The organism is Pedobacter riviphilus, assembly GCF_014692875.1.
Lineage (GTDB): Bacteria > Bacteroidota > Bacteroidia > Sphingobacteriales > Sphingobacteriaceae > Pedobacter > Pedobacter riviphilus.
Map to the genome: position 1 here is coordinate 1,045,321 of NZ_CP061171.1, position 22,010 is coordinate 1,067,330.

The window sequence follows — 22,010 nt, forward strand, 5'->3', positions numbered from 1 at the left end:
CAAACACAAATGAAATCACTATTATCTTTTGCATTAGTAGCAACTGGCTTAACCACCTTTGCTCAAGATGCAGTAAAAAATCCGGCAACAATTGTCATTACACCACAACATACTCTTTCAAAAAACGATACGGCATTTAGGAAAGCCATTGCCAAATGGAGTGACGAAATTTTAAAAAGCACCGATTATAAGAATATTAAAGCACAACCATCAGCTGATGTTTTTCCTGGTACAGTAAAAGCGGGTTTTCAGTTTATAAATAAAACAGTAAGTATAGAACATAAAAAAATGGCCGATAGTTTAGTGTCTATTGTGTCAACTCTAGGTTATTCTGGTTATGATAATGCCACCATGTACAGCACGGGTTTATATGCAAAAGCGGGTGAGTATATAGAAATTGATGTGCCCAAAAACGCCAATGTAAACGAACTTGAAGTTCAGATTGGTGCGCATAGCGATCGCCTGAATTATTGGGTAGCAGGCAAGGAAGATTGGCGCAGGATGCCAATTATAACCAAAAAACAGCAATTGGTAATTGGAAAAAATAGATTGACCTCACCTTTCGGTGGCCTGATTTATATCGATATTAAGCCTAAGGCCGAAAGTAGAAAAATTGATTTCAAAATCAGCCATGCGGTAGCAGCCCCTCTCTTTGTATTGGGCAAGAGCACACAAAGCGACTGGGAGAACCAATTAAAAAGCAATAAAGCACCTTGGGGTGAAATGGCCACCGAAAATGTGATTTTAACCTTGCCCGATAGTGTTTTGCAAACTATCAAAAATCCTGAAGAGGTATTAAAACTATGGGATTTAGTTGTGCTTGGAGAACTGGATCTGGCCAATATGCCTGCACCATTTTACAGGGCGCAACGGATGGTACCCGATGAACACATTGGAGGAGGGTATATGCATAGTGGTTATCCAATCATGATTCATCATTCGCCATCCAGAAAAATGCTCTCGAACGAAATTATGGCCAACCCTGAATTATTGATGAAACCAAGTAAAGGTGGCGCAAACTGGGGCTTTTTCCACGAGATAGGGCATAACATGCAAAACCTGAATTGGGTTTTTGGCGGTACTACCGAGGTGAGCAATAACTTCTTTTCGTTATACATGTTCGATAGGCTGATGGGCGGAAGAGACGATTCGCACACAGGCGTATCAAGTGCCAACACGCAAAAAATGATGAAAAAATATTTTGCAGAAGGCCCCAGCTACGAAAAATGGAAAAACGATCCTTTCTTGGGCTTGATCATGTTCCGCCAAATGCAGGAAGGTTTTGGATGGGAAAGTTTTAAGGCATTTTTTAAAGAATACCAAAAAATAGGACCAAGTATTGGCAGGTTAAACGACCAGCAAAAGCGCGATTTATGGGTGAAAACATACTCTAATGTGGTAAAAAGAAACTTAGCGCCATTTTTTAATACCTGGGGTGTAGACATAAGTGAAGAAACACAAAAAGAATTAAGCAGCCTTCGTGCCTGGAAACCTTATAATTTTCCACCGATAAACTAGCCGCAAAACATCTAAATCTATGAGGTTTTTAATGAGCACATTGCTCAAAAACCTCATAGGGCTTTTTTTGTAGCGTTTTTATTTTAATTCCCGTTTTAGGATAAAAGTAAACAAACAATGAAACGGACGCTATTTATTTTAACTTCAATTGTACTGATTATGAGTTTGATGTTGTTGGCGTGTAAAGACCGCAATGAGCCCATACTCAATGCTGATCAGTCAGAGCTGGATAGACTTTATAAGGATATTGAAAAATCAGCTCAGCAGTTTACCTGTGAAAATGCCGGCGAGTGGAAATTTACCGCCATTGGATCTAAAGCTTGTGGAGGCGCCTCGAGTTATATTGCTTATTCCGTAAAAATAGATGAAAGTACCTTTCTGAAAAAGGTTGAACAATTTACGAAACTACAAGCCGATTATAATCAAAAATGGGGTGTGTATTCAGATTGTGCATTGGTCATACAGCCAAAGGGGGTAACCTGCGATAACGGCAAACCTAAATTTACCTATTAAGATTTAAATGCTGTGTCAGATATTTCTGTTCTCATTAACAATATTTATAACCACTTATTTTAATTGTCTCGTAGCGCATTTTCGAAGTACTCGGAAATGCGCGTTTTTTATTTTACAACTATTTGATATGTTCTTTTATAAATACCTGAGGGTTATAAAACCGTTCGTTCAGTTGTTTATTATTAAAAGTTAGCCAGCTTGCACAGCCATAATCATCAAATTTTTTTCTGATTTCTAAATGGAGATGATGATAATCGCCACCATATTTTTTACTTTCCTGCGGCGTAAATAACCTGGCCAGTTTAGTATTTTGATCAACATTCTGGCCGTTGTTTACATAAACCTCTTTAAGGTGTTTATAAGTGGTGAACATGGTTAATCCGCTTGGTAACTTATGTTTTACCACAACTGTGCGCTGATTTTCACCCAAATGAACAGAGCAGACTATTCCATTGGCCATGGCATAAACATTAACCAATTTTGTTTTAGGTTGTGCAGGGTTAATATCTATGGCAGTATGGATATGCCCTTTAACATAACTATCTCTATGATCGCCAAAAATACTGATGATTTTGATAGTGCTTATTTTTTTACGGTTGGCCACATCAAAAGGAAGGAACCATTGATCGGCTGTTTTAGCAGGAGCAGTATCAGTATAATAAGGTTTCCAGCGCTCGCGATCTTTTTCAATCGTAGGTGTTTCGAATAAAAGTGTAGATAAAAAGATAAATACTAATGTTTTCATGCTAAAGATTTATAAAGCAAGATAATGATTTTATCGATATAAACTATTTTTATAGTTTTTTGTAAGTAGATCGTCATTGCGAGGAGGAACGACGAAGCAATCTTACAATTATCGTTGTTAGCGAGCGAATTATTCGTAGTGGCAGATGGTAACATCTGCCACTGAATCGACTAGCAAGGTGGGAACACCCGACTGCACATTACGCCAAAACATCTTCCTTCAGTGCTTCTGCTGCTGGATTAACCAGCGTTCCGATCAACTCAGGAACCGGAACATCGGTACTTTCGCTATAACCATGGGTTAACAACCTTACCCGATTAATGCAAACCCTAATAAATTCAGGCACAAAAAGATCGAATTTTTCGAATTTGGATGATAATTCAGGGTTTTCCTGCTGAAATTCCAAAATTACATCAGCAACCTGACGCCAGAATTGTTTTTCATCCAATCCAACATAACTGTGGAAAATATTGCTCAGGTACCTGAAAACCGCATCGAATATGCCCGAGAGGATAAATAATGGTGCCAGTTCGTCATTAATTTCCCTTAAAACATCAACCAGGTCAGTTGGTAATTTAGCTTTCGATTCTTCCGTTAATACAATTTCTTCAACAAAATCTTTAATGATAATGCGTTCGGGCACACCGTTTTTCATTACCAAAATGGTGTTTTCGCCATGCGGACTAAAGAAAAAGGCATGTTTATAGAAAATCCTCAATATCGGTTTCAGGTAAGCAGCTAAATAAGCATTAAGCCACTTTGAAGCATCTAATCCCGATTTTTCAATCAGCGCCTGTACCATACTCTTGCCGTTGTCATCTACATAAAGTAAACTGGCCATGGTCATGATGTTTTCACCTTCTAACAAGTAGTTCTCTGCACTTTCGCGCCAAATGGCACCCAAAAACTCTTGGTATTGATACGGTGAGCCTGGAATTTCACTGTATTGTGGGTGGGTATAGGCCACTGTAGCTACTTCGCCCAAAAGCACCACACGAGTCTGTTTTAAATACTCATCGCCCTCAAGCATGTCTTTTGCCCATTGGGTTACCTTTGGTGCAATAGCGAGTTTTTTGGGCGAAAGCCCCCTGAAAATGGAGGTGTTTAATATAGAAATGGCCGTTTTTACGTAATGCTTTTTAGGCTCGCTCACATTAAAGAAGGTACGGATGCTGTTTTGACACATATATTCATCATTCCCAACACCAACGGGAACAATCAATCGGTGGGCAATATCATGAGCCAGTTGTAATACGATTTTATTGTTCCATTGCCATTCGTGAACAGGGATAAAGAAATAATCTTCAGGATTTAATTCCTGTTGAATCAATACCTGGTTAAAATCGTGAACCTGCTTTAAACTAAGTTCTTCATTATAAAAAGAAAACGGCGAAATACTTTCGATACTTTTAAATTCTGCTCTTGATTGATGTACAGCTAGCCATGCCAATTGTGTTTTTTGCGCTGCTTCCGGAGCATATTTGCCTTGATCGCTATGGTTAAAACCTATACGTCCTTTGTTAATAGTGGCCCAGGGATGCCCGTCCATCTGGTGTTCGATGGTTTGGTAATCTGCGTTGGCTAACTCATCAGCTGTTAACCGGCCCTTTTCGTAGATATAAGCGTCAGCGTATAGGGTATTTAATGTTTCTTCTACAAAATGGGCAAGGGTAAATGGTTTAATACCAAAAGTTTGTTGCAGTTCGGTATAAAATGCAGGGGCATTGTTTACCGCTACACTTTTGCCATTTACAAACTTTTTGATACTCTGCTTATCGATATGAAGATAATCTAAAGCACGTTGCTGACCTGAAAAGGTATAATAAATGTCTTCAGCATCTGTAGCGAGGAGGAAACTCGTATTTCCTTGATCATCAGTATTGGTTGGTGTTGGCTCCACTAATTTTTCGTGCATCAATTCTACTATTGATTTTGCGATATAGTTGAGGTTTACCTTATCCCAAATTTCTTTTTTTAAAGGTTTTATGTGCTTGAAGTTGTTGTAATTCATGGTGTTTAATTTTTTACTTGTGTTAGTTCAGAGTTGATTGTGTTCTCTGTGAGATGCAGTCATGTTGTCCATAGGACTCCTACGGACAACATGACAAATCTTTGGTTAGTCTGGATTACAAATCCCGACCAGCAATATTGGTTTAACCTTCAGATAATTGCAGCACTGCGGTAGATAATTCATTTTCCTGTATTTCATCTGTTATGCTAAACTGCTGGAAGGCAATCCGTTTTTCTACCTTGTAGATTTCGAAACCTAAAATGGCATTGATAATGGATGCATTGCGATAGGCGCCCATTCCCAGATCAGGTGTCACAAATCCGTGCGTATGCAGTTCTGCATTCTGAACAAAGATTTCGTTTCCGTTTATATCAATAGCATAGTTTCGGTGTACCTGAAAAAGTCCATCGGCATTGCGGGCAATACGTTCTTTAATGGAGGTTAAAAACATGGGTTCGTTGTATTTGTAACCGGTAGCCAATACCACAAAATCAGTATCTACACTAAAATCTTTTTCGCTCTCCGTATGGTAAAAATCAAGCTGATAGGAACCCTTATTTTCGGTTAAATTGTTCAGTTGGCAGTTTGGCATCAGCTCGGCATTTACCTTTTCGCCATCAACACTCAATTCGTACAGTTTATCAAAAATCTGGTTAATCAGTTCGAAGTTTATGCCTTTAAACAGCGAATTTTGTTTTCCTAAAAGCTGTTTGCGTTTCGCATCACTCAAATTGTAAAAGTGGTCTACATATTCTGGAGAAGTTAGTTCCAGTGTTAATTTCGAATATTCCATGGGGAAAAAGCGATCAGGTCGGGTGAACCATTTCAATTTTAACCCGTTTTCGGTTTCAGGCAATAAATCGTAAAAAATCTCGGCAGCACTTTGACCTGAACCTACTATGCTAACCGTTTTTTGCTTTAAAATGCTTTCCTTGAATCTCAGATATTCCGAAGAGTGTATTGCATTTTTATGTAGGGCTGGTTTAACAAAATCGGGCACTTTCGGTCCAGTGCCTGTTCCGAGTACGATTTTTTTAGTCAAAATGATTGCTGTGGCTCCAGTTACCTGATCAACTTTTTCTACCTGGTAAATTCCATCAATGTAATTTACACTGATTACTTTCTGTCCGAAATGGCAGTTTTGCAGATGATTAATCGCCCATTTACAATAAGCATTATATTCCTTTCGTAATACAAAAAAATCTTCTCTGATATAGAATTTATACAGGCGATCTGTTTGTTTAAGGTAGTTTAAAAAGCTGTAAGCGCTGGTTGGATCGGCCATGGTAACCAGATCGGCCATAAAGGGAACCTGTAAGGTGGCATCGCTTAACATCATGCCGGGGTGCCAGTTAAATTCGTTCGCCTGATCTAAAAATAAGGTTGATAAGCTATTTATTGGCGCACATAGGGCCGCCAAACCCAGATTAAACGGGCCAATACCGATCCCTACAATGTCGTATATTTTTTGGTTCTGCATCTAAATTTCCTCCGTTTCAAACTGTGCTAACTTAATCATGGCATGTGCTTTGGCCTCAGGAAACTTTTCCCAGTACCAATCGCGATAACAAAAGGTAAGGTTGGCCATTTTATAAGGCATCTGGATCACTTTTTCCAATTTGAAACCTAGTCGGGTTACAAAAATGTGCATCGCACGGCTTTCAACAGCTGCTTCACCAATACATTTGCCTACTTCAGGTTGTTCGAAGATGAAATCCATTAAAGCCTGACCCGTTTCGAAACTAAATTTCTTGTCTTTATCCGTAGGTGCAATTAGCAGGTGCGCACCATAATCGGTCGTTAAAGCTTCGTAACAGGCACCCACACCATCGCGCATAGGCCAGTAGGGTTCTATGGTAAAGGTGGGTTCGCCATTTATCTCACCAATAAAACTGTGCGATGAATCGTTTGGTAATAAAGTTCTATAGAATAGCTCTAAACCCCTAATCGGTCCATCCATCTTCCATATGGGTTTGGCATGTTCCTGGTTAAACCAATCGTGAACCATTTCCAGATCGCGGTCGATATCAAATGGACGGATATTGATCGTTACATTTTCTTTAGGGAAAAACCGGCTGTACAGCACCTCTTTGGTTTGCGGCTTGATCAGGTTTTCGGAGAAGAAATATTTAGATAAAGGATTCGGAAACTCACGGTAAATAGCCGGATTATCGATGGGGGCGCTGGCTTCATCAATATTGCAGAGGTTGGTAAGCAGGTTGCCTTTTACTTCCCAGCTGCGGCGGTTGATGATATAATCTACTAATCCCGTGGTATCGCTTTTTTCGAATTGCTTAAACTCCAGATAAACGAGATCAAGTAAGACTTTCTCATCGGCGAGATTGTTGCTTGCAATGGTATTTACTACACCTAAGATATTGTTAATGAGTAGATAATAGGTGAGCTTAGGGATAATGTATTCGTTTGGTACTATCGAACCACTTTCTTCAGCAATGCCAGGATAAACCACTTTTAATGCCTCTACCTTGCTATCGCTAAAGAAATAACCCTGATTATCCCTAAAATAAAATTTGGCAGGATAATAATCTTTATCCAGTTCTACCATCACATTTTGCTGATGGAATTCAAAAGCCATCCCAAAATTGTTATACAGGCCAATAATTGGCGCTACACAAAGGTGTAGATACTGTTTAAACCAGTTTACAGCAGTATGAGCAATTGTTTTGTTTTTGCTGATTGCAGCTTCTTCAATGATGTTTACAATTCTTGGTTTTTGGCCTAACAAAGCATCCTGGCAAAGTGCGGCTAACAAGCTCACGTTTTTTTCGGTTCCTTCTCCTTTAAACGGATTATGTCTGATGCTGATGTTAAAGCCATCAATGGTTTCGCCTTTATAATTTACGGTAATAAAAGCCGGATCGGTAATAAATTCAATTTCTGGGAATTCGGTTTTGGCCGCTTTGCCGTATTCGGTTTTTAAAAGTTTACTTACATCGTAGCCACGATGAAGCTCTCTAACGAGGTTAACCCTTTGCGAGTTGGTTATTTTAACATGTAATGAAAATTTAAGCATCCAATCGCTAGATGCATTGTAAATCGTTCTTACCGAAGATGTTGGTGTGAAAAAATCTCCAAAATGCCCCAAAAAGAAAAGCAGGTTTTCTTCCTGCATCGCTTTTACAGTAGGCAGGGTAAGCAGGTATTCGGCCTCCCACGGGTGCATGGGCACCACTTTATAATCTTGATGTTGATCGAGCAAATGAATGATTTCAGTATTATTGTTATCTAACAATTCAATTCTGAAAAGATCGGTTATGTCGAAACCTTCTGCATTTTTCTCCACAATATTTTCAGCTGAGATCAGGAAATAGGCCAATTGGAATTGTCCCTGAGTTTCGGGTGAGAATTTGAAAAGTTCTTCTTTATTATTAAAACCAGATCTGCCTTTTGGTAGGGGATGGGCATTGTGGCCTAAAAATAAAGATTGCTCGGCCTCAATGAAGCTCATTTTTGCAAAATTTGCAGGTTTACCATTTTGTTTAAAGAAGGATAAAAATGCTTCGAGGTTTTCTACGCTGTTGACCAAACGTTGTCTTACCAGATCGGCATCAACATCTGTGAATTCTTCGGAACTGAATTGGATAGCCAATTCCATAAATCTGTAAATCGTGATATTACTGATGGCATCTGTATCAATGTTCCTTTCAATTATAGGGAAATTAAACACATGCCTGCCACTATCGGCATAAAATTTTAAAGGTGCATATACTTCGAAACCAATGGCTGTAAAGTCGAACCTGATATGCAAACGATTACTTGTTGTAACCAGGTAATTGGCTAAAGATTCATCATATTTAGGGATGCCTATGTAACGGCTCCAGTTGGTAAATTCTCTGCAATAACTGTTTAGGAGCGCATTAAAATTAGTTTCTTCTGAAATCTGCTGAAGCTTGATTGAGTCTAACATATTCGTTGCCATGTTTTTTAATGATTTTAATAATGTTTTCAATATCGCTAATGGTAGTTAACGGATTAAGTAGGGTAAATTTGAGGTAGAAATGATGGTTAATTTTGGTGCCTGCCACTAGGGCTTTTCCTTCGTTGAACATAGATTTTTTAATGTACTGGTTCATGGCACAAATATCCAAATGCACATTTTTTGGCCGGTAACGGAAAACCAGGGCACTGATGTCTGATTCGTTCATCAGTTCAAAATCGCAGTCGAAATTTAAGCGATCAGCAATTTGTGCAGCAGTTTCTATAATCGTATCAAAATAACCACCCAATTTATTCCTGCCCATCATCCTAAGGGTAAACCAAAGTTTTAAAGCATCAAAGCGTCGGGTAGTCTGTATCGATTTGTTTACCTGATTGGGTAAACCATCTTCATCATGGTCTTTCGGATTTAAATAATCGGCATGATGGGTAATCAGGTTAAGATATTTTTTATCATTAACTAAAAAACCACTACTGCTTACCGGTTGGAAGAAAGATTTATGGTAATCGACAGTAACCGAATGGGCCAGCTCAATACCGTTCAACAAACTGCGGTACTTATCGGTTAGCAGTAAGCCACAACCATAAGCCGCATCAATGTGGAACCAGGCGTTATATTTTTTGCTGATAGCGGCAAGTTCTTTCAGCGGATCAACATTTCCGAAATCGGTAGTGCCTGCTGTGCCCACCACGGCAATAGGAATATTTCCTTGGGCAATTTCGCGCTTAATCGCGTCTTCCAGTAAAATGGTATTCATCCTAAAGCTGCGGTCAGTTTTAATCTTGATTACCGATTTTTCACCTAAACCTAAAAGGGATGCATTTTTCTGAATACTAAAGTGTGCTTTTTCGGAAACAAATATTCTGAACCTCGAAGCTTCCTGGGGCAATCCCTCTACTTTAATGTTGTGATTTAGTGCCGTAATTGAATAATGATCGCGGGCCAGTAAAAGCCCCATTAAATTGCTCTGGGTACCCCCACTGGTAAAAATGCCGTCTGCTTTTTTGCTATAACCGATCTGATCGCAGGTCCATTCGATCAGCTTTTGCTCAATTAATGTGCCTCCAGCACTTTGGTCCCAGGTATCGATTGAAGAATTGATGGCCGAAATCATCACCTCGGCAGCTACAGCCGGAATTACAATAGGGCAGTTTAAATGAGCAATATAAGCAGGGTGATGGAAGGCAACCGCATGGCTGGTGTAAAGCTGTTCCACTTCTTTAAGTAAAGCGTCATAGTTATCATGTGTTTTTTCAAATTCGATCGAATCAAACAATGGTTTTAACTTCGACGGCGATATACCACTGAAGGGTTGTTGATTGTTGTTAAGGAATTTTTTTACTGCCTGGGTAACTTTTCCTACCGCATGCAGGTATTCTGCTTCATTTTCTGGGTGAAAGATTTCCTTGGTCGGACTTTCCGTAAGGAAATTGATTAATTCATGTTTTTCGAGGTCTGATGTAAACATTAGTTTTTCAATTTTCAAAAGGTTAAGGTTTATAGGCAATAAAATGTCATGTCTTTTAAGCCAATATTTTCATTAATAAATCTGGCTAGGTGAGCGGTTAAGCGCGGGCTTTTTTATTCATAATCCCGGCTACTAAGGTATATTTTTATTTAGATTGATTAAAAATAATATTTTAAATATTTTTAACATATTGTTGGTAAGTCGTTTATGTACTTGTTTTTGAGTGATTTATCATTAGTGAGAATAAAAATCAAGATATTTTATTTGTATTTAATCTAAATAAATGATTGTTTTGTGCAAAAAAATAATTCGAATGAAGAATCTATACTTAATGGCAATCCTTGTCTGTGGATTTATTTTAACAGGCAAAGCTCAAACCGTTATCGGAAAGGTAATTGGAGAAACCGCACCGCTTGCGGGGGCAAATATTAAAGTTGAAGGCAAAAATACTTCAGCTACAACAGCTGCCGATGGTAGCTTTGAATTAAAGTTAACTGAAGGTTCTTACAAATTACAGGTGAGTTATGTAGGGTATACTACCATACTGCAAAAAGTGAGCCTGGCTAAAGATCAGAACGTTAATTTAACCATTAGCCTGAGTCCAACTTCCAACATGCAGGAAGTTGTGGTGGTTTCATCACGTAAACCAACTAAAATCAGTGAAATACCAGGTACAGTTTGGGTAGTAGATGGCGCAAAAATACAGGAGCAGGCCAGGGCAGGAATCCCACTTAAACAAACCTTAGCACAATTAATTCCGAGTTTAGATGCCGGGCCGGAAGGACGTACCAACTACGGACAGAACCAGCGTGGCCGAGATGCATTGGTAATGATTGATGGTGTATCGTTAAACAGTACCCGTGGTGTGAGCCGTCAGTTCGAATCGATAGATCCTTTCAACATCGAACGTATCGAGGTTTTATCTGGTGCAAGTGCGGTTTATGGCGGTGGCGCAACAGGTGGTATCATCAATATCATTACTAAAAAAGGACAGGATAGTCAACCAAGTTTCACTACACAAGTTGGTGTGCGTAGCGGTTTAAAAGAAAAAAGTGACCATGATGTACGCGTGGCACAGGCTATTTCTGGTGGGAGCAAAGATTGGAACGGACGCATCGGCATGGCTTTTCAAAAAAACAATGCAGCTTATGGCGCAGATGGAAAACAGATCTTTACCGATATTACACAAACCGATTTACAGTATAACCAATCATTCGATTTTTTCGGAAGTACCGAATTTAAATTGACTGATTATCAAAAGCTATCGGTGAATGCCCAATATTATAACTCAGGTTACCGTGGCGACAAAGATCTTTTCTTGGGCGCAAATTATGGTGGATTATTATCAAATCCAGCGCTTTTAGAAATGAGAAATGGCTACTCATCAGATGTTGATCCCAAAACAAGCAGGGCCAATATCAATGCCAACTATCAGGCAAGTGAGATTTTAGGCGGACAAACACTTTATGTACAGGCTGCAGCAAGGAGCGAACAATTTAGCTTTCACCCCTTTCCTGGGACAGCGGCAATACCTGGTGTACTTTACAGTGGATCGTCAATCCAAAATACAAATTACAGTGCTTTAAAACTGGTTTTGAATAAAGATTGGAACAGATTAAATCTTACCTATGGTATTGATGCCGATAACGAAAATTTTAATGCACAACAAGCCTTGTTTGATAGGACAAAAGCTGCAACATCTGGCGGTTTAAACAATACTACAGTAGCCACTATTACCCGTTATCCCAACTTTAGGGTAAATGGTCTATCAGGCTTTTTACAGGCTCAGGTTAAAATAGCCAATTTTCTAACTTTATCAGGAGGTGTACGTCAACAGCGTATGTTTGTTAAAGTTGGCGATTTTGTAGGCACTACCGCTGCCGTGCCTTTGGCTTATGGCGTGGGTAAAACCGCTACTGCTATTGCAGGTGGAGAAAACCATTACGATGTAAATTTATTAAATGGTGGTTTAGTAATTAAAATCAACACAGCTCAACAAGCTTGGGTTAATTTTTCGCAAGGATTTAACTTGGCAGATCCGGCAAAATATTACGGACAAGGTGCTTATACATTGGCGGGCACCAACTGGAATTTGGGTAACTCTATCAATGTTGCAAGTTCTCCTTTAACAGGTATCAAAACAGAACAGTACGAAGCTGGTTACCGTTACCGCACCGGTGTATTTAACGCACAGGTAGCTGGCTTCTATGCCCTATCAGATAAAAATGTAAAAACCAATAGCACATTTAATATTGAAGTTTTTGATGAAAAAGTTAGAAATATTGGTGTTGAAGGTTCATTATCGTTGAACCTGAAAAATGGCTTCGAAGCTGGAGCGAACGGTTTATACATTAAAACACAGAAACAAAATGCGGATGGCACATGGTCATTACAGGATGTAACTGTTGCAAGTCCATCAAAAATTGCGGGTTATTTAGGGTATAACGGAAAAGTTTTTGGAATAAAAGCACAGGCTTTCCACTCATTTGATTCGAAAGGTTATGCTACAATCGGAAATGCGGTTGTACAAAACGAGTTAAAGGGTTTCACTACCGTTGATTTATTAGGTTCAGTGAAATTATTTACCGGAAGTTTATCATTTGGTGTACAAAATCTGTTGAACAAAAACTACCAGACGATCTGGAGTCAACGTTCGCAGTTTTTATACCAATCGTTAGCTAAAAAAGAGACCTTTTATTATGCAGGCCGCGGCCGTACGTATAATTTAACGTATACGCTTAATTACTAGCGGTTCGTCATTCCCAACTTGATTGGGAATCGTAATGCCATAGCTGGACTTGTTGCTTGCATTAAGATTCCCGCCTGCGCGGGAATGACGATCGCGTAAACAACAAATGCCTCAATTCGGGGCATTTGTTGTTTACTTCCGCTTCAACTCAATCACCGTAATTTCCGGCCAGATACCAATCCGGCCCGAAAAGCCAAGGAAACCGAAGCCTCTGTTTACATTCAGATATCTTCCATTTTCGGTTTTAATACCCGCCCAATGTTTGTAACGGTATTTTACCGGGCTCCATTTAATTCCAAAAGCTTCGATGCCAAACTGCATACCGTGTGTATGTCCAGCCAATGAAAGTTGAATTTTTGAAGGATAATTTTTTACCTGTGCATCCCAATGCGAAGGATCGTGCGATAACAGGATTTTAAAATCATCAACATTAGTGTTTTGCAAGGCTTTGTTTAAGTCTCCACGTTCTCCAAAACCAATTCCCCAGTTTTCTATTCCGGCCAGTATGATTTTCTCGCCATTTTTATGCAATTCAACATGTTCATCCAATAAAAGCTTAAAACCAAGTTCTTTATGGTAAGCTTTTAACTGATTTAAATTCTGGATTTTATCTGCTTCTGTAGGCCATTTGATGTAATCGCCATAATCGTGGTTGCCCAAAACTGAAAATTGTCCAAACGGTGCTTTAATCTGTGAAAAATGACCAATGTAAGGCACAATTTCTGAGGAAACATTATTTACCAGGTCTCCTGTAAAAACAAACAGATCGCTTTTTTGCGCGTTAATCAGGTCAATTCCTTTTTGTACTTCTTTAGGGTTGGTAAAACTTCCAGCGTGTACATCAGATATCTGTGTCAAGGTAAAACCATCAAAACTGGCAGGCAGATCATCAAAATATAAAGTGTGTTTAATTACACGGTAAGCATATTTCCCTTGCGTAATGCCATAAGCAAATAAAGCGATGGTTAAACAGAACATTACAAATGCAAAATCAACCCAGTAATTGCTACGACCTAAAATGTGAAAACCTTCCGGCTGAAAATTAGTAGACAAACCTATTAATAAGCGGTAAATATCGCCGAGAAAGAGGAAAAAAGCGAATACGAGCTCTGCGCTAAAAACAATTAAAAAAGCATGACTGATGATCTGGAAAAACCTGTTCATTCCCTGGATTCGCATTTGCTGTACGGCGTAGAGTAAAGCAAAAGTTAGCCCTACAATAAAAACCCAGAAAATAGGACTGAGCCAGGTAGATTGATTGATGGTGCCCAGTCCAGACAAAACGTAAGCGTTAAGGGCAAAAAATATAATTGCAACTATGATGAGCGGCAATAGATTGAGTTTTCTTTTCATATTGAAATCTGTAATTCAGATTATGGGTAAAAATAGATTTTAAACGCTGATAAATGTTCTTCTGTTTTGCGTTGCGGTTATTTTTACGCTGCTTTGATTAAAGCATTATCGTTATTATGCATTATATTTATAAATATCATACTGTGTTGAATTAAAATCAACTTCCTGTTGCGTATTTTATAATTTACTTTCTTTTATTAGCTTTGTGAGAATATGCTGTCCAAAAAAACAAAGTATGCCATAAAAGCGCTTGTTGCGCTTGGTAAAAATTTAGATAAACCACCAATGCAAATTTCTAAAATTGCAGAGGAGGAGCATATCCCTAAAAAATTCTTGGAGCAAATTCTGCTAGATCTGCGTAACGCTGGCTTTTTATACAGTAAAAAAGGTGCAGGGGGTGGCTACAGCCTAAACAAGAAGCCTGAAGAGATTTTATTGGTACACGTAATGCGTGTAACGGATGGGCCTATTGCCATGGTTCCCTGTGCAAGTTTAAATTTCTATCACAAATGTGATGAGTGTGTAGATGAGAAAACCTGCGGAATTAGAAGTGCCTTTATCGATGTTCGAGATGCTACGCTTAAGGTTTTAACCGAAACCAGCATTGCTGATGTAATTGGTAGAGAGGATAATCTGAAAATCGGTATCGTTAATTTATAATATTCATTTTCACGTGGCCCAATCCGTCATCCTGAACTTGTTATTAGATATGTTCTGATGACTTAGCTTGTCAATTTTATTTGAAAAGCAGGGGTCTGTACGTTTCGGCTACGATAGTCCTGCTACCGCTGCAAGTCCTCGCTCGTGCCTCGCTGTGGGCTTTCCGCTATATCAGGTTTATTTAACAATCAGGCTGTGGTTCTTGGGCTTGCTAACTATACGGATGAAAAAAGCGATAATTTTGCGTTAAGGATTGTAAGGGTTTAGTACCGATCCTTCATCGGTACCGGAGCGAAGCGCAGCCCTGTAAAGCCTGACCCTTGCGCAGCTTGGGGAACGCCCAAATCAGTTTTCTGTTAGCAGTTTTCGGTCTTCAGCTGCCAGTTATCAATTGGCGGTTTTTAGTCCCGTTGATTAAGTGATTTAACTTTGTAGATTTAGCTTCGCTGAGCACTTCGTGGTTCTCGACTGCGTTACACTCTACTCGAAATGACGATCTTGAGTTGTTTTAACAGGATATGGTAAATTTTTTCATAATAAATTACGACTATTCCTATATACTTTATATATTTGGCGTATGAATTTCAATTTTATACCTAACAAGTTAATCGCTATGCAAATAATGTGTTGTTGTAAAACGCAGTAATAGGAGCCTACAGATAATTTTAAGTATAAAATATGGAATGCTTCTCGGTAATAGGGAAGCATTTTTTGAATAAAGCTAACAACACATATGCAAAGTTTCAGAACAGAACTCGAAAATCCGATTGTCGAGCAGGACATTATCGATTTGGAGAATAAGATTAAAGCTTTTAGAGATGGAACCATCCACGACGAAAAGTTTAGAAGCCTCCGTTTAGCACGGGGTGTTTACGGTCAAAGACAGCCTGGAGTACAAATGGTGCGTATTAAACTGCCATTTGGTAAGGTAACTTTTAAACAGTTATTGCGTATTGCCGATATTGCTGATGAGTATGGAAGTGGGAATTTACACTTAACTACCCGTCAGGATATTCAGATTCACTATGTGAGTTTAGACCGCACGCCTGAACTTTGGGCTAAATTGGAGCAGGATGATATTACGCTTCGCGAGGCTTGCGGAAATACGGTACGTAACGTAACAGCTTCTCCAAATTCTGGAATCGACGCAGAAGAACCTTTTGATGTTTCGCCTTATGCACAAGCGGTATTTGCTTACTTTTTGCGTAACCCAATCTGTCAGGAAATGGGAAGAAAGATTAAAATCTCCTTTTCTTCGAGTGATAGAGATACTGCGTTTAGCTACATTCACGATTTAGGTTTTATTCCTAAAATTAATGAAAATGGTGAGCGCGGATTTAAAGTTTTGTTTGCAGGTGGTTTAGGCGCACAGCCTTTCCTTGCAAATGCCGTTCACGAATTTTTGCCTGAAGATCAGTTAATTCCTTTTACCGAATCTGTTCTTCGTGTGTTCGACCGTTATGGCGAACGTACTAATCGTAACAAAGCACGTTTAAAATATCTGGTTCAAAAATTAGGTTTAGAAGAAGTTTTACGTTTGGTTGCCGAAGAGCGTATTGCCAACAAAGTAAAAACCTTTAAAATAGATCTCAATACTGTACCTCAGCCACTCTTGCCGCTAGAACAAGAATATCCTGCAGTAGAAATATTAAACGAAGCCCATTACAAACATTGGTTGGCCACTAACGTAATTGAGCAAAAACAGGCCGGATTTTACGGCGTTTATGTAAAAGTTCAGGTAGGTGATATCAAAACAGATAAAGCAAGAGCTTTTGTTGATGCCATCAGGTTATATGTGGCTGATGAAATCAGAATTACGCAAAACCAAGGCTTGCTGCTAAAGTTTGTGCGTAAGGAAGCATTACCTTCATTATATGCAGCCCTAAATAAAATCGGTTTTACTACGGCAGGTTTTGATAGTTTGGCCGATATTACCACTTGTCCTGGTACCGATACCTGTAATTTGGGTATTTCCAATTCCATGACTTTAGCTGAGGTTTTAGAAGAGGTAATTTATACCGATTTCCCTGAGTTTATCTATGAGAAAAACATCAAAATCAAAATCAGTGGATGTATGAACTCTTGCGGTCAGCATGGCTTAGCCGAAATTGGTTTCCACGGAAGTTCTGTAAAGGCTGAAGGAAAAGTTGTTCCGGCAGTTCAGGTAATGTTGGGCGGCGGAACCGTAGGTAATGGTGTGGGTAGAGTTGCAGAACGTGTAATTAAAGTGCCTTCTAAAAGAGCAACGAGTGTTTTACATTTTATTTTAAATGATTTTAAAGCCAATAACCTGGAGGGTGAGAACTTTCACCAGTATTATGATAGAAAAGGTAAAGATCATTTTTATCAGTTGTTAAAACCATTGGCCGATTTAACCAATCTTAAAACAGAAGAATTTGTTGATTGGGGGCACGTAGAAGAGTTTGTTACCGCAATTGGCGTTGGCGAGTGTGCCGGTGTAGTAATTGATCTGGTAGCCACCTTGTTGCTAGAGGCTGATGAAAAATTCGATTGGGCAAAGCAAAATTTAGATAAAGGTGCTTATGCAGATGCCATTTATCATACTTACAGCACTTTTGTAAGCGCTGCAAAATCATTATTGTTAGATAAAGGCGTAAATAGTAGCACACAGATTGGTGTGATCCGCGAATTTGATAACCATTACGTAGAAACTGGAGAATTTAATTTATCGACCAATTTCTCCGACCTGGTTTTACAGATTAACCAAAACGAACCAACAGCCGAATTCGCACAGAAGTATTTTGAAGAAGCAAATCAATTTTTAAATCAGATTAAGGAAAAAAGAGGCGTATTAGCGAAATAAGATTTGAGACAATAGATTGAAGAAAGCAGACGCTAAACACCATGCGCCAAATAATCTTCATCCAGACTTCAAAATTCAATAATTTTAAAAAACATGGTTAATCAACATAAAGAATCAAAAATTACCCTATTAGGCGCTGGTCCTGGAGATCCTGATTTATTAACGCTAAAGGGGGTAAAAGCGTTGCAAACTGCTGATGTGGTTTTGTACGATGCTTTAACCAACGAAGCTTTATTGGAGCATGCTCCGGCAGAAGCCATTAAGGTTTATGTAGGAAAACGTTCGGGCGAGCATTCTTACCCTCAGGATACCATCAATAAATTAATGATCGATTATGCCTTAAACTATGGTCACGTAGTGCGTTTAAAAGGTGGAGATCCATTTGTTTTTGGCAGGGGTTACGAAGAACTGGATTATGCCGCATCATATAGCATTCCGGTAAGCGTAATTCCGGGTATTTCGAGTTCTATTGGTGTGCCGGGCTTGCAACAGATTCCTGTAACGCACCGTGGCATGAGCGAAAGTTTTTGGGTAATTACAGGTACTACAACTTCTGGAGAAGTATCTGCTGATATTTACCAGGCTGCACAATCCAATGCAACAGTGGTTGTGCTTATGGGCCTAAAAAAACTACCAAAAATTGTGGAGATTTTTAAAGCAGCAGGAAAACACAATTTACCAACTGCAGTGGTGCAGAACGGATCGGCAGAGGATGAAAGATTGGTAGTAGGTGTGGTCGAAACCATAGAAGGTTTAGTGCAACAAGAAAATATTAAAGCACCTGCTTTATTAATTTTTGGAGAAGTTGTATCATTACATCCATCATTTAAGAAATTAATTAAACAATATGCAAGTATTGCCTAACCAACCTAATAATGAAGCGTCTTTTTCTGAAGAAGAAAAAGGTAACCAGCTCTTTCCGGTTTTTGTAAAGCTGAACAAGCTGCGTACATTATTAATTGGGGCAGGAAATATTGGACTCGAAAAATTAACTGCGATTGTAAATAACAGCCAGCAGGCTACTATCACAATAGTTGCAGAGCTAATATCGCCTGAAGTTTATACACTTATTGCAAATTATCCGCAGATAAAAATTAAGCAGAAAAGTTTCGATGTTGATGATCTGAACGATATTGATATCGTTTTTGCCGCTACCAATAACAATATTTTAAATGAAGAGATCAGAAAGGTTACACACGAGCGTGGCCTGTTGATTAATGTGGCAGATAAACCAGAACTGTGTGATTTCTATTTGGGGTCAATCGTTCAAAAAGGAGATTTAAAGATTGCCATTTCTACGAATGGAAAATCGCCCACTATAGCCAAACGTTTAAAACAGATTTTAAATGAAGGCCTGCCCGCTGAGCTTGATGAAACGTTACAGAATATGAGCGCTTTACGTCAAACTTTAAATGGTGATTTTTCGGCAAAGGTTAAAAAACTGAATAAGGTTACGCAAAGTTTAATTAATCCTAAAAAAAGCTTCGCCGAGAGGAATATTAAGTGGTTGATCTGGATGGCATCGGTTTTATTGATCGGAGCAATCGGACTTTCGCTTTGGAATACCGAACCTGAATTTCAGACGTTTTTGATTAACATCGATCCATTGTTCTATTGGTTTTTGGGTGCTGGGTTTTTATTCGCATTAATAGATGGCGCAATTGGAATGTCGTACGGCGTTACAACAGCTTCTTTTTCACTTGCGATGGGTTTACCACCCGCATCGGCAAGTATGGCCATCCATATTTCGGAGGTAATGAGCAATGGTATTGCCGGCTGGATGCATTACCGCATGGGCAATGTAAACTGGAAACTTTTTAAAATATTGATCCTCCCTGCAATTGTTGGTGCGGTATTGGGTGCCTATATTTTATCATCATTAGAGCATTATAGTAGTTATGTTAAACCGGTTGTTGCCGTTTATACACTGTTTTTAGGTGCCGTTATTTTAATGAAAGCCTTTAATATTAAAAGGAAAAAAGCCGATCATAAAATCAAAAAAATAGGTTTGTTAGGCTTTTTGGGTGGTTTTATCGATGCCGCTTTTGGTGGTGGATGGGGATCGATCGTTTTATCGAGTTTAATTGCGGGCGGCCGTCATCCGTTATTTTCGCTGGGTACAGTAAAAATCAGCCGTTTTTTTATTGCAACCCTAAGTTCGCTTACCTTTTTTACCATGCTAGGCGGCAAACACTGGGAAGCCGTTGTGGGTTTAATTATTGGTAGTGCAATCGCATCGCCAATCGCTGCAAAGGTATCGAACAAAATTTCAGCAAAAACCATTATGGTTGCCGTGGGCATTATTGTGATGATTGTAAGCTTACGCAGTGTAATTATGTTTATTTTAAAATTAATTTAGTGATGGAGAACCTAGAGGAGATAAAAGCAGAATTGGCAGGTTTAAATACAATTGATAAACTGAAGTTTTTGGCAGATAAATATGTCGGCCGTATTGTATTTTCAACCAGTTTTGGTTGGGAAGACCAGGCAATTACCCATTTAATTTTTTCCAATAATATTCCGATCAAGGTTTTTACTTTAGAAACCGGGCGTTTGTTCCCAGAAACCTATTATGTTTGGAACCGTACACTGGAAATCTATAACAAACCCATTCATGCCTATTATCCGCAGAACGAACTGCTGCAGGATATGGTAAATACAAAAGGCCCGAGCAGCTTTTACGAATCGGTAGAAAATAGAAAAGAATGCTGTTACATCCGTAAAATTGAACCTTTAAAAAGAGCATTAAAAGGAAACGAAATCTGGGTGACAGGAATTAGGGCCGATCAAAGTGCAAACCGTGAAGATATGCACGATTTAGAATGGGACGAAGGAAACCAATTGATTAAATTTCATCCTATTTTTGATTGGACTTTAGATGATGTGAAAGCATACATTAAAGAAAACAATATTGTTTACAATACCCTGCACGATAAAGGTTTCCCGAGTATTGGTTGTGCCCCATGTACAAGAGCAGTACAGCCCGGCGAAGATTTTAGAGCAGGAAGATGGTGGTGGGAAGACCAGAGCAAAAAAGAATGCGGTTTGCATGCAGCTTCTTAATAGATGGATAATGGGAGATTGTAATATCGGCATGTGAATGACAACATTCAACCTTCAAACCTTCCAATATTTTTAACAACAACAACAACAACAACAAAGACAACACTTTATAATGAGTACATATAATTTTGATTATTTAGATGAACTAGAGGCTGAGGCCATTCACATTTTACGTGAAGTAGCAGGTCAGTTTGAAAAGCCAGCCCTATTATTTTCGGGTGGAAAGGATTCAATTACTTTAGTTCGTTTGGCAGAAAAAGCTTTTCGTCCGGGAAAATTTCCATTTCCTTTAGTACATATTGATACAGGTCATAATTTTGAAGAAACCATTACTTATCGCGATCAGATGATAGAGCGGATTGGCGAAAGATTAATCGTCGGTTCTGTGCAAGAGTCAATAGATCAGGGTAAAGTTGTAGAGCAAACAGGTAAAAATGCAAGTAGAAATGCTTTGCAAACGGTAACCTTGCTTGATACCATTGCAAAATACCAGTTTGATGCCTGCATTGGCGGTGCGCGTAGAGATGAAGAAAAAGCAAGAGCAAAAGAACGTATTTTCTCCGTTCGTGATGAATTTGGCCAATGGGATCCAAAACGTCAACGTCCCGAACTTTGGAATATTTACAATGGTAAAATCCATAAAGGAGAAAATATCCGTGTATTCCCGATTAGTAACTGGACAGAATTAGATGTTTGGAATTATATCCGTAGAGAGAAAATCGAATTACCAAGTATTTATTTCTCACACGAACGTGATGTAATTACCAGAAACGGACAACTAATGGCTGCTTCGCCGTTTTTAAATATGGATGATGAAGATATTGTATTCCGCAAACAAGTACGTTTCCGCACAGTAGGCGATATGTCTTGTACTGCTGCGGTAGAATCGGATGCAACTTTGATCGATGATATTATTTCTGAAATCAGCGCTTCTAAAATTTCAGAGCGTGGTGCCCGTATGGATGATAAAGTTTCTGAAGCCGCAATGGAAGACAGAAAAAAGGGGGATATTTTTAAAGGAGTATCAAGTCTTTAGTATCAAGCATCAAGACTGATTTGCGAACTAAAATTAAATCTCCTAATTAAACTAAGTATGAGTATGAAAGTGATAGACCGAAATTTGTCTTGATACTTGATACTTTTATCTT

General features: G+C 38.9%; 15 protein-coding genes. 9 read left to right on the forward strand and 6 right to left on the reverse strand.

The annotated features are described in order from the left end of the window. Window positions 1-9 precede the first annotated feature (9 nt). Together H9N25_RS04340 and H9N25_RS04345 are read left to right on the forward strand one after the other, a co-directional pair. Complete coding sequence (locus H9N25_RS04340) at window positions 10-1,518, forward strand: M60 family metallopeptidase (protein ID WP_190328062.1); 1,509 nt, start codon at window positions 10-12, stop codon at window positions 1,516-1,518. A 117-nt stretch (window positions 1,519-1,635) separates the two neighbouring features. Next, window positions 1,636-2,031 carry a hypothetical protein gene (locus H9N25_RS04345; protein WP_190328063.1) on the forward strand — a complete coding sequence of 132 codons (396 nt, stop codon included), beginning with the start codon at window positions 1,636-1,638 and terminating at the stop codon, window positions 2,029-2,031. Window positions 2,032-2,149: 118 nt separating this feature from the next. Here the strand turns inward: H9N25_RS04345 and H9N25_RS04350 are convergent, their stop codons facing one another. The 5 genes from H9N25_RS04350 to H9N25_RS04370 form a co-directional block, all read right to left on the reverse strand. Then, window positions 2,150-2,776 carry a M23 family metallopeptidase gene (locus H9N25_RS04350; protein WP_190328064.1) on the reverse strand — a complete coding sequence of 209 codons (627 nt, stop codon included), beginning with the start codon at window positions 2,774-2,776 and terminating at the stop codon, window positions 2,150-2,152. Between the two features lie 199 nt (window positions 2,777-2,975). After that, a complete protein-coding gene (locus H9N25_RS04355) occupies window positions 2,976-4,787 on the reverse strand; it encodes an IucA/IucC family protein (RefSeq protein ID WP_190328065.1) in 1,812 nt (603 codons plus the stop codon). A 142-nt stretch (window positions 4,788-4,929) separates the two neighbouring features. Further along, complete coding sequence (locus tag H9N25_RS04360) at window positions 4,930-6,267, reverse strand: lysine N(6)-hydroxylase/L-ornithine N(5)-oxygenase family protein (RefSeq protein ID WP_190328066.1); 1,338 nt, start codon at window positions 6,265-6,267, stop codon at window positions 4,930-4,932. After that, window positions 6,268-8,715, reverse strand: a complete 2,448-nt coding sequence (locus tag H9N25_RS04365) for a GNAT family N-acetyltransferase (protein ID WP_223833582.1) — start codon at window positions 8,713-8,715, stop codon at window positions 6,268-6,270. Beyond that, entirely contained in the window at window positions 8,672-10,213 is a 1,542-nt protein-coding gene (locus H9N25_RS04370) for a pyridoxal phosphate-dependent decarboxylase family protein (protein ID WP_190328068.1), read from the reverse strand. The genes H9N25_RS04365 and H9N25_RS04370 overlap by 44 nt, the downstream gene beginning before the upstream one ends. Before the next feature lie 313 nt (window positions 10,214-10,526). Here H9N25_RS04370 and H9N25_RS04375 point away from each other — a divergent pair, with 313 nt between their 5' ends. After that, complete coding sequence (locus H9N25_RS04375) at window positions 10,527-12,962, forward strand: TonB-dependent receptor (RefSeq protein WP_190328069.1); 2,436 nt, start codon at window positions 10,527-10,529, stop codon at window positions 12,960-12,962. A gap of 132 nt (window positions 12,963-13,094) precedes the next feature. Here H9N25_RS04375 and H9N25_RS04380 read toward each other — a convergent pair whose 3' ends face one another. Then, complete coding sequence (locus H9N25_RS04380; RefSeq protein WP_190328070.1) at window positions 13,095-14,315, reverse strand: metallophosphoesterase; 1,221 nt, start codon at window positions 14,313-14,315, stop codon at window positions 13,095-13,097. Window positions 14,316-14,528: 213 nt separating this feature from the next. Here H9N25_RS04380 and H9N25_RS04385 point away from each other — a divergent pair, with 213 nt between their 5' ends. From H9N25_RS04385 to cysD, 6 genes are all read left to right on the forward strand, one after another. Beyond that, window positions 14,529-14,975, forward strand: coding sequence for an RrF2 family transcriptional regulator (locus H9N25_RS04385; protein WP_029275042.1), 447 nt, complete (start codon window positions 14,529-14,531; stop codon window positions 14,973-14,975). 733 nt (window positions 14,976-15,708) lie between these two features. Continuing rightward, window positions 15,709-17,799, forward strand: a complete 2,091-nt coding sequence (locus tag H9N25_RS04390) for a HEPN domain-containing protein (protein ID WP_190328071.1) — start codon at window positions 15,709-15,711, stop codon at window positions 17,797-17,799. Between the two features lie 93 nt (window positions 17,800-17,892). After that, entirely contained in the window at window positions 17,893-18,663 is a 771-nt protein-coding gene (gene cobA / locus H9N25_RS04395; RefSeq protein WP_167293573.1) for a uroporphyrinogen-III C-methyltransferase, read from the forward strand. Next, window positions 18,647-20,158, forward strand: a complete 1,512-nt coding sequence (locus H9N25_RS04400; protein WP_190328072.1) for a TSUP family transporter — start codon at window positions 18,647-18,649, stop codon at window positions 20,156-20,158. Before cobA ends, H9N25_RS04400 begins: the two co-directional genes overlap by 17 nt. Before the next feature lie 2 nt (window positions 20,159-20,160). After that, complete coding sequence (locus tag H9N25_RS04405) at window positions 20,161-20,862, forward strand: phosphoadenylyl-sulfate reductase (protein WP_190328073.1); 702 nt, start codon at window positions 20,161-20,163, stop codon at window positions 20,860-20,862. 112 nt (window positions 20,863-20,974) lie between these two features. Beyond that, the gene (gene cysD, locus H9N25_RS04410; protein WP_190328074.1) at window positions 20,975-21,898 is read left to right on the forward strand and encodes a sulfate adenylyltransferase subunit CysD; all 924 of its coding nucleotides are present in this window, start codon (window positions 20,975-20,977) and stop codon (window positions 21,896-21,898) included. Window positions 21,899-22,010: the final 112 nt, after the last annotated feature.

Bases quoted from the DNA above. Each gene is read 5' to 3' on its own strand.
- cobA (WP_167293573.1), top strand. From the start codon at position 17,893: ATGGTTAATCAACATAAAGAATCAAAAATTACCCTATTAGGCGCTGGT.
- H9N25_RS04370 (WP_190328068.1), bottom strand. From the start codon at position 10,213: ATGTTTACATCAGACCTCGAAAAACATGAATTAATCAATTTCCTTACG.
- H9N25_RS04405 (WP_190328073.1), top strand. From the start codon at position 20,161: ATGGAGAACCTAGAGGAGATAAAAGCAGAATTGGCAGGTTTAAATACA.
- cysD (WP_190328074.1), top strand. From the start codon at position 20,975: ATGAGTACATATAATTTTGATTATTTAGATGAACTAGAGGCTGAGGCC.
- H9N25_RS04380 (WP_190328070.1), bottom strand. From the start codon at position 14,315: ATGAAAAGAAAACTCAATCTATTGCCGCTCATCATAGTTGCAATTATA.
- H9N25_RS04345 (WP_190328063.1), top strand. From the start codon at position 1,636: ATGAAACGGACGCTATTTATTTTAACTTCAATTGTACTGATTATGAGT.
- H9N25_RS04350 (WP_190328064.1), bottom strand. From the start codon at position 2,776: ATGAAAACATTAGTATTTATCTTTTTATCTACACTTTTATTCGAAACA.
- H9N25_RS04340 (WP_190328062.1), top strand. From the start codon at position 10: ATGAAATCACTATTATCTTTTGCATTAGTAGCAACTGGCTTAACCACC.
- H9N25_RS04360 (WP_190328066.1), bottom strand. From the start codon at position 6,267: ATGCAGAACCAAAAAATATACGACATTGTAGGGATCGGTATTGGCCCG.
- H9N25_RS04375 (WP_190328069.1), top strand. From the start codon at position 10,527: ATGAAGAATCTATACTTAATGGCAATCCTTGTCTGTGGATTTATTTTA.
- H9N25_RS04355 (WP_190328065.1), bottom strand. From the start codon at position 4,787: ATGAATTACAACAACTTCAAGCACATAAAACCTTTAAAAAAAGAAATT.
- H9N25_RS04390 (WP_190328071.1), top strand. From the start codon at position 15,709: ATGCAAAGTTTCAGAACAGAACTCGAAAATCCGATTGTCGAGCAGGAC.
- H9N25_RS04385 (WP_029275042.1), top strand. From the start codon at position 14,529: ATGCTGTCCAAAAAAACAAAGTATGCCATAAAAGCGCTTGTTGCGCTT.
- H9N25_RS04365 (WP_223833582.1), bottom strand. From the start codon at position 8,715: ATGTTAGACTCAATCAAGCTTCAGCAGATTTCAGAAGAAACTAATTTT.
- H9N25_RS04400 (WP_190328072.1), top strand. From the start codon at position 18,647: ATGCAAGTATTGCCTAACCAACCTAATAATGAAGCGTCTTTTTCTGAA.